General features: G+C 69.2%; 2 protein-coding genes. Both read left to right on the forward strand.

Annotated features, from left to right (window positions below; all coding sequences use genetic code 11):
* Window positions 1–116 precede the first annotated feature (116 nt).
* Window positions 117–6,776, forward strand: coding sequence for a polyketide synthase (locus HBF26_RS00920; protein WP_167122169.1), 6,660 nt, complete (start codon window positions 117–119; stop codon window positions 6,774–6,776).
* Window positions 6,773–13,174, forward strand: coding sequence for a non-ribosomal peptide synthetase (locus HBF26_RS00925; RefSeq protein WP_167122171.1), 6,402 nt, complete (start codon window positions 6,773–6,775; stop codon window positions 13,172–13,174). The genes HBF26_RS00920 and HBF26_RS00925 overlap by 4 nt, the downstream gene beginning before the upstream one ends.
* Window positions 13,175–13,188 lie beyond the last annotated feature (14 nt).

A 13,188-nucleotide genomic window follows, 5' to 3' on the forward strand; every position in this document is an offset into this window, starting at 1 on the left:
AGGGGCAGCGAAGCGGACGGTGGGCGCACACGGAGCGCCCTGCCCATCCGCCCCGCCGACACCTCGACCGTTCGGCCTATGCCATCGCGTTCTCCCAATCGGTACGGGGCCAGACCATGAGCGATGCAATGACCGCCGCAGGGCACGACACATCCACCGTCCACGGCCGCTTCCGCGCCGTCGCGAAGGCTTTCGCGGAACACGTCGCCCTGGTGTCGGACACGGCTAGCCTGAGCTATGCCGAACTGGACGCGCGCAGCGATCGCGTCGCCGCGAACCTGACAGCCGCGGGCGTGGAGCCGGGCTGTTATGTGGCGCTGTTGCTGGACCGTTCGGCGGAAGCGGTGATCGCGCTGCTGGGGGTACTCAAGGCGGGCGCGGCATACCTTCCGATCGATACGCGCTGGCCCGACGACCGGGTGGCGTTCGCCCTGCGCGACGCCGACGTCGCCGCCGTCGTGACCGACGATGTGCGTGACATGTACGGGAATGACGATGTACCGGTGTTCACCCTCGCGGAACTGGAGCGCACAACACCGATGTGGGAAACGCCCTCGGGCGCGAACACCTGCGAAGCGGCACGTCACCGGGCTTCCGGAAGCGACCTTGCCTACGCGATGTACACCTCCGGTTCCACCGGTACGCCCAAGGGCGTCGAGATCCGCCACGTGTCGATCCTGCGGCTCGTGTTGCGCTCGGATTACATCGACTTCAACGCGCCCAACGTACTGCATGCCGCCCCCCTGGGCTTCGACGCGTCCACGTTCGAGATCTTCGCGCCGCTTCTCAACGGCGGAACCTGTGTCGTGCACGGCGAACGCGTGCCGACGGGCCCCGGCATCGCCCGCACCGTGGCCAAACACGGCGCCGATGTCGCGTGGCTTACCGCCGCGCTGTTCAATGCCATCGTGGACGACGACCCGCGCCACCTGGCCGGGTTGCGCGTGGTGATGACGGGCGGCGAGGCGCTGTCGGTGCCGCATGTGCGCAAGGCGTACGCGGCGCTTCCCGCCACCGCGCTGATCAACGGCTATGGCCCCACCGAATGCACCACGTTCGCGACGACCTATGCGATCCCGCGCAACCTGCCCGACGACCTGCGGGCCATACCGATCGGGCGCCCCATCGGCGAGACCTCTCTGCATGTGCTCGACAGCGACGGCAACGACGTCGCCGAGGGCGAAACCGGCGAACTTTATATCGGCGGCACGGGCGTGGCCCGCGGCTACCTCAACCGGCCTGAGCTCACCGCCGAGCGCTTCGTCGCGGGTGGCACACGCTATCGCACCGGCGACCTGGTGCATTGGCTGCCCGACGGCGAGCTCGCCTTCGTCGGCCGCGCCGACGGCCAGGTGAAGATCCGTGGCTATCGCGTCGAAACGGGCGAGATCGACATCGCGCTGCGCGCTCTGCCCGGCGTGACAGCGGCCGCTGTGGTCGCCCGCGAAGACACCCCGGGAGACAAGCGCCTCGTCGCCTATTACGTCGGCGAAGACGACACCGTGACGGCGCGGGGGTTACGCGACGCACTGGCTCGTACCCTGCCCGACTACATGCTTCCCGTGGCGTGGGTGCGCATGGAACGCCTGCCCGTGAACGACAACGGCAAACTCGATCGCAAGGCGCTGCCGGCACCCGACGCCGCGCGCCCGGAACTCGCGGCGGCCTTTGCCGCGCCACGCGGCGATCTGGAAACGGCACTGTGCAACCTCTTCGCCGACGTTCTCGGCGTCGCCCGCGTCGGTCGCGACGACAACTTCTTCGACCTCGGCGGCAGCTCGCTGCTTGCGTCGCGCGTGATCGCGCGCGTGCATGACGAGCTGTCGCCCGTCCCGACCCTGGTCGGGTTCTTCGCCGAGCCGACCCCGGCTGCGGTGGGAGCCACGATCGAGGGGCGCGCCGTCCGTCACGCGCCGGCAGGACGCGTGACGGGCGGCGCGCAGGCGGCAGGGGAACCGGTGGCGATCGTCGCCGTGGCCGGGCGCTTCCCCGGCGCACCCGACGCCGAGAGCTTCTGGGAGAACCTTTGCGCGGGCCGCGAATCCATACGCTTCTTCGCGCCGGGTGAACTGGATCCGGCCGTGAGCCAGGTCGAACGCGACGATCCGGGTTATGTGGCGGCGCGCGGCGTGGTCGACGACGTGGACCAGTTCGACGCCGGATTCTTCGGCATGTCGCCCCGCGAGGCGGAACTGACCGATCCGCAGCAGCGCCTGTTCCTCGAGTTGTGCTGGGAGTGCATGGAGCGCGCCGGCTACGTACCCGACGGTCAGTCGGCCCCCGTGGGTGTCTTCGGCGGCATGCACAATGCCACGTATTACCAGAAGCACATCAGCGGCCGCCCGGACCTCATCGAAAAGCTCGGTGCCTTCCAGGTGATGCTGGGTAACGAGAAGGACTATCTCGCCACCCGCGTGGCGCACAAGCTCAACCTCACGGGCCCGGCGATCAGCCTGAATACCGCATGCTCCACGTCGCTGGTCGCGATCGCCCAGGCCTTCGATGCCCTGCGCGCGGGCCGCTGTGAGATGGCGCTCGCAGGCGGCTCGTCCATCGCCTGCCCGCCGAACAGCGGATACATCGCGCAGGAAGGATCGATGTTGTCGCCCGACGGGCATACGCGCACCTTCGACAAGGACGCACAGGGCACGGTGTTCAGCGATGGCGCCGCCGTGGTGCTGCTGAAGCGCCTTTCCGATGCCCTTCGCGATGGCGATCCGGTGTATGCCGTGATCCGCGGTGCCGCCGTGAACAACGACGGCGCCGTCAAGGCCAGCTTCACCGCGCCCAATGCCGCAGGGCAGGCAGCGGTGATCGCCATGGCGCTGGACGACGCCGGCATCTCGCCCCGCGACATCTCCTACGTGGAGGCGCACGGTACCGCGACCCCGCTGGGCGATCCCATCGAGCTGGAAGGGCTCACGCGCGCCTTCCGCCGCGCCACTGCGGACAAGGGTTTCTGCGCGCTGGGCTCGCTGAAGAGCAACGTGGGCCATCTGGTGATGGCAGCCGGCGCGGCCAGCGTGATCAAGACGGCGTTCGCACTCAGCGAACGCCGCCTGCCGCCGTCGTTGCACTTCACGTCGGCGAATCCTCGCCTGGGCCTGGAAGATTCGCCCTTCGTGGTGAACGACGCGCTGCGCCCATGGCAAACGGCGGGTGGCCCGCTTCGCGCCGGCGTGAGCTCGTTCGGCGTGGGCGGTACGAATGCCCATGTGGTGCTGGAGGAAGCCCCGGAGCGTTCGCCCTCCGAGCCCGCCAGCGGACCCCAGTTGCTCTTGCTCTCCGCGCGCACGCCGGCGGCGCTGAGCCACGCGGCCGCGCGGTTGGCCGACCACCTCGCCGCGCATCCGGACGGCAATCTGGCCGACACTGCGTGGACGCTGGCCTGTGGCCGCAAGGCGTTCGCGCAACGCACGCACCTGGTGGCGCTTTCGACGGGCGACGCGGTGACGAAACTGCGCGACATCGCCGCTGCCGCCATGTGCCGCGCCTGTGCCGACCCGGCACCCCGTATCGTTTTCCTCTTCCCGGGCCAGGGTTCGCAGTACGCCGGCATGGGACGCGAACTCCACGCGACGGAGCCCGTATTCCGCGCCGCGCTGGACGAGGTAGCGAACGCTCTGCTCGAGGAACTCGGTTTCGATCTGCGCGACCGCATGTTCGCCGACGATGCGGAGGCCCTGAAGGCCACCTCGCTTACCCAGCCGGCCACCTTCGCGCTCGAATACGCACTTGCGCGGCTATGGATGAGCCTGGGTGTGGAACCCGTCGCGATGATAGGACACAGCGTCGGCGAGTTCGTCGCCGCCGCGCTCGCGGGCGTCATGCCGCTGGCCGACGCCGCCCGCCTGGTGGCACGCCGCGGCCGCATGATGCAGGCGCTTCCGGCGGGTGCGATGCTTTCCGTTCGCCTGGGCGCCGCCGAGCTGCGAGCGCGGCTCCCGGGTGTCCTTTCCCTCGCGGCCGAGAACGCCCCGAACGCGAGCGTCGTGTCGGGACCGGCAGCAGCCGTCGACACCTTCCGCTTGCTGCTGGAGGGGGAAGGCGTGGCATGCCGCCTGCTCCATACCTCGCACGCATTCCACTCCGCCATGATGGACCCGGTACTCGACGGCTTCCGCTCGGAAGTCGGTGCGGTTGCGCTCTCCGCGCCGCGGGTGCCGATCGTTTCCACCCTTACCGGCCTTCCGCTGACCGCGGCCGAGGCCACGTCGCCTGACTACTGGACGAGGCACCTGCGGCAGACCGTGCGTTTCTCGCCGGCGCTGTTGCATGCCCTGGACGACGACACGCACGCGTTCCTCGAGGTCGGGCCGCGTCCGAGCCTTGCCCTGCTCGCACGACAGCATGCGCAGGCACGCGGCCGCACGATCCTGGCTTCGCTGGGCGAAGGCCCCGCCGATGAGCGCGCCGCATGGCTCGCCGCCGCCGGTGCGCTGTGGTCCGCCGGCGCCACGATCGCCACGCATGCCTTCGATCACCGCGAGCAACGCCGTCGCGTACGCCTGCCCACCTACCCCTTCGAGCGTAAACGGCACTGGATCGATGCCCGGTTGCCTGCCTCGATCACCCCTATCGCCGCCGCGGCCGCGCTCGCGCCACCCGCCGCCGCTCCTGCCGTCGTACCGGAGTTCCCCATGCCGATGCCTTCCGCTCCTGCTTCCAGCCACCGTCCGCAGCGCCTCGCCGCCGAACTCGTCACCCTGTTCGAAGACGTGTCGGGTGCCGATCTCGACGGCGTCGACCCGTCCACCCATTTCGTCGAACTGGGGCTGGACTCGCTTTCGCTGACCCAGGTGGCCTTGCAGTTGCAGAAGACCTACGCGCTGAAGATCACCTTCCGCGAGCTGATGGACGGCTGCTCGTCGTTCGAGCGCCTCGCGGCACACATCGATCGCCTGTTGCCGGCTGAAGCCCAGCCGGCGGCGCCCGTGGCCGCGGCAGTTCCCGCGCCGGCCATGGCGGCGGCACCGGCGGCGCAGGCCGTCGGTGGCGGACTGGTCCAGGACGTGATCGCGCAGCAGATGCAGATCATGCGGGAACAGTTGGCGTTGCTTGCGGGAGCCGCCGCTTCCGCGCCTTTGCCGGCAGGGGGAACCCTTCCCGTTGTGGGAGCCGGCTACGCCGGCGATCCCGCGGCAGCGGGCGGTCTCGCGCAAGCCCCCATCGCCGCTGAAGCGGCTCCCACACATAGCGCCGCCAACGACGAAGAAGCCGCCCTCGCCCACACCACCTACGACGTGAAGAAGGCTTTCGGCGCCATTGCGCGCATCCACTCCACGAACACGGAACTCAGCGCGCGGCAGCGCGCGCGGCTGGACGCCTTCATGCGTCGCTACATCGAGCGCAGCAAGGCATCCAAGGCCTATACCGAAGAGCACCGCCCGCACCTCGCCGATCCGCGCGTGGTGAACGGTTTCCGCCCGCTGCTCAAGGAGATCGTGTACCAGATCGTGATCGAGCGCTCCAAGGGCTCGAAAGTGTGGGACCTCGACGGGAACACATACGTGGACGCCCTGAACGGCTTCGGCATGAACCTGTTCGGCTGGCAGCCCGATTTCGTGCTCGACACGGTACGCGCGCAACTGGAAGCAGGTTACGAAATCGGCCCGCAGCATCCGCTCGCCGGCATCGTGGCAAAACAGGTGTGCGACCTCACGGGTTTCGACCGCGCCGCATTGTGCAATACCGGCTCCGAAGCGGTCATGGGTTGCGTGCGCGTGGCGCGCACCGTCACCGGCCGCGACACGCTGGTGATCTTCACCGGGTCTTACCACGGCATCTTCGACGAGGTGATCGTCCGCGGAACGAAGAAACTGAAATCGGTGCCGGCCGCCCCGGGCATCCTGCGCAACACCGCCGAGAACGTGCTGGTGCTCGACTACGGCACCCCGGAATCGCTGGCCATCATTCGCGAGCGCGCCTCGTCCATCGCCGCCGTGCTGGTCGAACCGGTGCAGAGCCGCCGCCCGGACTTCCGGCCGGTGGAGTTCCTGCAGGAGTTGCGCGCGATCACCGAGGAATCCGGCACCCTGCTCATCTTCGACGAGGTGGTCACCGGCTTCCGCTCGCACCCGCGCGGCGCCCAGGCGATGCTCGGCATCGACGCGGACATGGCGTCGTACGGCAAGGTGGTGGGCGGCGGTTTTCCCATCGGCGTGATCGCCGGCAAGCGGCGCTTCATGGACGCGCTCGACGGCGGTCACTGGCGCTTCGGCGACGATTCCACGCCGACCGTGGGCGTCACCTATTTCGCCGGTACTTTCGTGCGCCATCCGCTCGCACTGGCGGCCGCGCATGCCGTGCTCATGCACCTGAAGGAACAGGGACCCGAGTTGCAGGCCGCGCTGAATGCGAAGGTCACCGCGATGGCCGAGGAGCTGAATGCCTTCTGCGCCAGCGTGGGGGCACCGGTGCAAATTGTGCACTTCTCGTCGGTGTGGAAGATCGTCTTCAGCGAAGACCATCCGCTGCAGGACCTGTTGTTCGCCATGATGCGCAGCCGCGGCATCCACATCCTCGACAACTTCCCCTGCTTCTTCACCACGGCGCACAGCGAGGCCGATTTCGCGGCCATCGCCAATGCCTTCCGCGAGTCCATCCTCGAGATGCAGGAAGCCGACTTCCTGCCGCGCCGCCGCGAACACGCCGCCTTCGACGCCGCCCATCCGCCCATGCCCGGCGCGCGCCTGGGCAAGGATCCGGACGGCCAGCCGGCGTGGTTCGTTCCCAACCCGGATGCGCCGGGCAAGTACCTGAGGGTTACCGCATGACGCCCAACGAGCTGGCCGCCGCCACGGCGGTCGACTACGATCCGTTCGCCGGCGCGCCGCTCGCGCGCCTCGTGCCGACGACGGCCGCGCAGCGCGAGGTGTGGCTGGCATCCCGGCTGGAGCCGGAAGCCTCGCTGGCGTACAACGAGGCGGTGTCGCTGAACCTCAAGGGCTTGCTCGACGTGCCGGCCCTCGAATGGGCCCTGCAAGGCATCGTGGATCGCCACGAGGCGCTGCGTGCCACGTTTGCCGGCGACGGCGAGAGTCTCTTCATCGCGGAACACACCACCCTGCCGATCGCCTTCCACGATCTGTCGCTCCTTGCGCCGTTCGAAAGCGACGCGCGCATCCAGGCGGCGTTCTCGCGCATCGTCACCACCCCGTTCGACCTGGAGAACGGGCCGCTGGTACGCGCGGAACTGTTCCGCCTGGCGGCCGACCGCCATCTTCTGACCATCGCCGCGCACCATATCGTGTGCGACGGGTGGTCCTTCGGCGTGATCGTGCGCGATCTCGCCGCCCTTTACGCGCAACGCACAGGCCTGGGCGACGGCCCGGCCCCCGCGGGCGCGTTCTCGAACTTCGCGTTGGCCGAGGCTGCGCACGCCGGCAGCGAGACGGCACGGGAGGATGAAAAGTACTGGCTCGACCGGTTCGCCGGCGCGGTGCCCGTGCTCGACCTTCCCGTGGACCGTTCCCGCCCCCGCCGTCGTTCGTTCGCCTCACGGCGCGAAGACCGCATGCTGGACCCGACGGAAGTCGCCGCGATCAAGCGCCTGGGCGCGGCCCAGGGCGCGAGCTTCTACGCGACGCTGCTTGCCGCCTTTGCCGTCCTGCTCCGCCGTATCGCGGGGCAGGACGACGTGGTGATCGGCATCCCCACCGCGGGCCAGGCGGCCGAAGGTCTCGACACCCTGGTCGGCCATGCCGTGAACGTGTTGCCGCTGCGCGCACGCGTCGACGACACCGCGAGTTTCGCCGAGGTGCTCAGCACCGTGCGCAACGCCCTGCTGGACGCCTTCGAACACCAGCGCTACACCCTTGGCAGCCTGCTGGCACGCCTTTCACTCGTGCGCGATCCGTCGCGCCTGCCGCTGGTGGCCGTGCTGTTCAATCTCGATGCGCAGCTGGACGAAAGCACGGTGACCTTTCCTGGCCTCCGTTTCGACGTGGCGGCGGTGCCGCGCGAATTCGAGAACTTCGAGCTGTTCGTCAACGCCGTGCAGGTCGACGGCGGCTTGCGTCTCGAATGCCAGTACAACGCCGACCTCTTCGAGGGTGAGACGATCCAGGGTTGGCTCGATGCCTATGCCACGCTCCTGCGCCAGGCGGCGCTCGATCCGGGCGAAGCGGCCGTCGCTCTGCCGGTGGTCAGCGACGCCGTGTACCGCGAGCTGGCGGCGCTGCAACCCGCACCCACGCCGTTCCCGGAACTCCGCCTTGCCCACGAGTTCTTCGAACAGCAGGTGGACCGTGCACCGGAGCGCGCCGCAGTACGCCATGCCGATCGCTCGCTCAGCTACGCGGCGCTCGAATCGCGCGCGAACCGCATCGCCAACGCCCTGCGCGAGCGAGGCATCGGCCACGGCGCGCTGGTGGGCCTTTCGCTCACCCGCGGCGTCGACATGGTGGCCGCGGTGCTGGGCGTGCTGAAGTCCGGTGCAGGCTACGTGCCGCTCGACCCGGCCTTTCCCGCCGACCGTCTCGCCTTCATGGCCGAAGACGCGGCGCTTTCCGCGCTCGTGGTGGACGACGACACGCCCCTGGCATTCGACTTCGACGCCGCGCGCGTGCTCGCGCTCAACAGCGACGAGGTGGCGCGGGCCTCGTTCGCCCGGCCCGAGCGCAACCGCCGGGCCGCCACACCGGATTCGGTGGCCTATGTCATCTTCACCTCCGGCTCCACTGGCCGGCCCAAAGGCGTGCGCGTGCCGCACCGCTCGGCCGCCAATTTCCTCACGAGCATGCAACGCGTGCCAGGCATCGCGCCGGACGATCGTCTGGTGGCGGTCACGACGCTATCGTTCGACATCGCTTTCATGGAATTGCTGCTGCCGCTGACCAGCGGCGCGGAAATCGTGATCGCGGGGCGCGACGACGTTCGCGACGGCGGGCAGCTTCGCCGCCTGATCGAGGACAGTGACGCCAGCATGATGCAAGCCACGCCCGCGGGATGGCGGCTGCTCATCGATGCGGGCTGGCAAGGCCGCCCCGCGTTCCGCGCGGTGTCCGGCGGCGAACCGTTGCCGGTCGATCTGGCGGAGGCCCTGCTCGATCGTTGCGGCGAAGTGTGGAACGGCTACGGCCCCACCGAGACCACGGTGTATTCGACCTACTGGCGCGTGTCCGATCCGCGCGAGGGCATCTATATCGGCCGCCCCATCGCCAACACCACGGTGCACATCCTCGACGAGCGGGGCAATCACTGCCCGCTGGGCGTTCCCGGCGAGATTCACATCGGCGGTGCCGGCGTCACGCTGGGTTACCTCGACCGTCCGGAACTCACCGCCGAGAAATTCGTGCCCGATCCGTGGTCGGAAACGCCGGATTCGCGCATGTATCGCACTGGCGATCGTGGGCGCTGGCTGAGCAACGGGCTGCTGGAGCACCTGGGCCGGCTCGACTTCCAGGTGAAGGTGCGCGGTTACCGGATCGAGCCGGGCGAAATCGAGAGCGTGCTGGCGGATGCGCCCGAGGTCGCCCGCACGGTGGTGATCGCGCGCGAGGACCGCCCGGGGGATGTGCGCCTGGTGGCCTACGTGGTGGGACGCGATGATGTCACGCCGGACGAGGACGCCTTGCGGGCGCGCCTGCGCGCCCGCCTTCCCGATTACATGGTGCCGCAACACATCCTCGTGCTCGATGCGATTCCGCTGCTGCCCAACGGGAAGGTGGATCGCAAGGCCTTGCCGCCTCCGGTCGCGCACTCGGTGGCCGCGCCGGGCCAGCGGACGGCGCCACGCACCGAGGACGAACGCCGCGTCGCTGCCGCGATGGAGGCCGTGCTCTGCCTGCCCGACCTCGACATCCGCGATGACTTCTTCGCGCTCGGCGGCCATTCGCTGTTGGCCGCGCAGCTCACCGCGCGGTTGAACCGCGAGTTCGGCGTGACCCTGTCCTTCCGCACGCTGTTCGACGCACCGACGATCGAACAGCTGGCCGCAGCGATCGGATCGCAGGTGGCCAGCGGTGCCGCGCCGGCAGCCGAGCCGATCGTGCATCGTGCGGAAAACCAGCAGGAGCATGCGCCGCTGTCGCTGATGCAGCGCCGCCTCTGGGCCCTCGAACGCATGAACCCGGGACGCGTCACCTACAACGCGCCCTCGGCGCATCGTCTGCGCGGCAAGCTCGACGAGCACGCTTTCGACATGGCGTTCCAGGCCTTGATCCAGCGGCAGCCGATCATGCGTACCGCTTTCCGCGACACCGGCGCGGACATCGCCCAGGTGGTGGAGGCGCGGGTGGACTACCCGCTGTTTCCGGCCGAGGATCTCAGCCACCTGTCGCGCGACGAGCGCGAAATCAGGCTCATGCAACGCCTGCAGGAACTGACCGACACACCGTTCGACCTCGGCAAGGCGCCGCTGTTCAGCGCACGCATGTTCCGCCTGGCCGACGACGAGCACGCCTTCTTCTTCATGCCGCACCACATCATCTGGGACGGCTGGTCGTTCGACATCCTCTACAACGAACTGTCGGCGCTGTATCGCGCCTTCGTCGCCGGACTGCCCTCGCCGCTGGCTCCGCTGCCGGTCACGTACGGCGACTTCTCCGAATGGCACGCACACTGGCTCGAATCCGGCGCGTTCCACAACCAGTTGGAATTCTGGCGCAACCGTCTCGCACAGATGGGGGACGTACGCGCGCTGCCAACGGACCACCCCCGTCGTCCGGGCATGTCCGGGCTCGGCAGGACGGAATGGATCCGCGTGTCGCGGGAAGACACCGATGCCATGCATGACGTGGCCCGCCAGGCGGACGCCACGCTCAACATGACCCTGCTGGCGTTGTACTTCGTGATGCTCTCGGGTTCCGCCGGCCAGCGCGATCTGGTCGTGGGTACGCCCGTGCGCGGACGCAACCAGACCGAGGTCGAATCGGTCATGGGCTACTTCAACAACCTGTTGCCGCTACACGTGAGCGTCGACCCCGCGCTGTCGTTCCTGGAATTCGTGCGCCACGTAAAGCGCGTTGCCATCGAGGCCTTCGGCCATCCCGACGTGCCCCTGGAATACCTGCAACGCGAACTGCGCGTGGGCCAGGGCGCGGGCGCCACGCTTTACCAGGCGCTGTTTTCCTTCCAGGACGCCCGTCAGCGCGTGGTGGACTGGGGTGGCCTGGCGCACGAGCAGATCCTGTTGTTCCAGAGCGGCGCCACGGAGGACCTCGGCCTCTGGTTCCTCGAAGGGCACGCGGGCATGGTGGGCGGCGTCACCTATAACGCGGACCTGTTGCAGGCGGACACCGCCCGCCTCATGCGCGAGCGTTATCTCGACATGATGCGCCGCGTCGCCGACGATCCCGCCGTGGCGGTGGCTTCGCTCACCGCGGCGACGGCGAGCGAACTCGAACGCATGCACGAATGGAACGACACCGGCGCGGACGTTCGCCTCCCGGCGGGTTTGTACGCCATGGTCGCCGCGGCCGCGAAGGCCGCACCCGACGCCGTCGCGATCGCGGATGGCCCGCGCAACGTTACCTATGCGTCCCTGCTGCACCGCGCGACGCGCGTCGCCACGCTGTTGCGCGAACGAGGCGGCATGCCCGGCAGCGTCATCGGCCTCTGCGTCGATTCGGGCACGGACCGCGTGGTGGGTCTGCTGGCGATTGCGCTGGTCGGCGGCACGGCCTTGCTGCTGGACCGCGCCGATCCCGCCGGCCGGTTGAGGGACATCCTTACCGATGCGCGAATGACCGTGCTGGTCGGCGACTCGGCGCTCGAAGGCATGCTCGACTGGCCGGCCGACTGCGCCGTGTGGCTCGACACGGACCACGCGGAACTCGAGAGAGCCACCGCCGTCGACGATGTCGCGTTCGACGCGGTGGATCCCGATACCCCGGCCATGGCGTTCCCCACCTTGGGGGCGGATGGCAAGATGCGAGGTGTGGCCTTGTCGCATCGCGCGGTCGCGGGCATCGTCGGCGGTCTTGGTGAGGCGCTGTCGATCCGTACCGGGGAACGTATCTCCGGCGACGCCCTGCCCGGCGACCCGATGCTGAGCATCGAATCGCTGCTGGCGCTGGCGCACGGTGGGACCTGGGCGGTTCCGCAACGGCCGATCGGCCGCGACAGCTCCTCCATCGAGACGGCATTCCTGGACGGCATCGAAACCTTCATCGCCACGCCCGATACCTGGCAGGCGCTCTTCGACGCCGGTTGGCAGGGCGACCGCCGCCTCCGCGCCATCGTCGCCGGCGGCACGCCGGGTCCGGAGATGGCGGCCCGCATCGCGGGCGGGGCATCGTCGCTCTGGACACTGTTCGGCGACGCGACATCGGCGCCGGCCGCCACCTGCGGACGCGTCGAGCATCTGGCCGACGCGCTGCATGCGGGCAAGCCGCTGCCGCACGCTCAGGTGTGGATCCTGGACGAGAGCGGCGAACCCTGCCCCATCGGCGCGACGGGCGACGTCGCCGTTGCCGGGGACACCCTCGCCATGCCCTTCGGCCAGCGTGCTGCTTTTGAACGCCCCTCCTCCCCCGGTGAAGGCGTGCGGCGCACCGGTTATCGCGGTCGCTGGCTGCCCGGCGGCCAGCTGCAGGTACTGGATCGCTCCGACCGCCGCCTGCGGCACCAGGGCATGGACGTCGAACCGGGTGCCATCGAATCGTTGTTGCTCGCCCAGCCCGGCGTCGTGCGTGCGCTTGCCGTGCAGCGTACCGACCACACGGGTTTGTCACGCGTCGACGCCTACGTGGTGGCGGCACCAGGCGCCACCGTCGACGCCGAAGGATTGCGCGCCGCCCTCGCCGGCTTGCTGCCAGCATGGGCGATGCCCGCACACCTGGTGGTGCTCGACGCGCTGCCCTTGCTGCCCACCGGCGAACCCGACCTGGCAGCGCTCCCGCTTCCGGCGGAGCAGCCGACGGCCGTGTCCGCGGAGACGACCCAACCCCGCAGCGAGAGCGAACGCCTGCTCGCATCGGTCTGGACGGAACTGCTGGGCATGTCGCGCGTGCGGACCAGCGACAACTTCTTCGACGTGGGCGGGCACTCGCTGCTCGCCGTGGACATGGCCCTGCGCGTGCAGAAGCTCACCGGCGTGCAACTCAACCTGCTCGATATCGCGAACGGCACGCTGGGAACACTCGCCGCCGAGCTCGCCAACGCACCGCCCGCGCCTGCCCGGGCGGCGGTAAAACGCGGCCTGCTGGGCCGCCTGCTCGGCCGCGGCTGAGCGAAGGCGCCCGG

This window comes from Luteibacter jiangsuensis (assembly GCF_011742555.1).
GTDB lineage: Bacteria > Pseudomonadota > Gammaproteobacteria > Xanthomonadales > Rhodanobacteraceae > Luteibacter > Luteibacter jiangsuensis.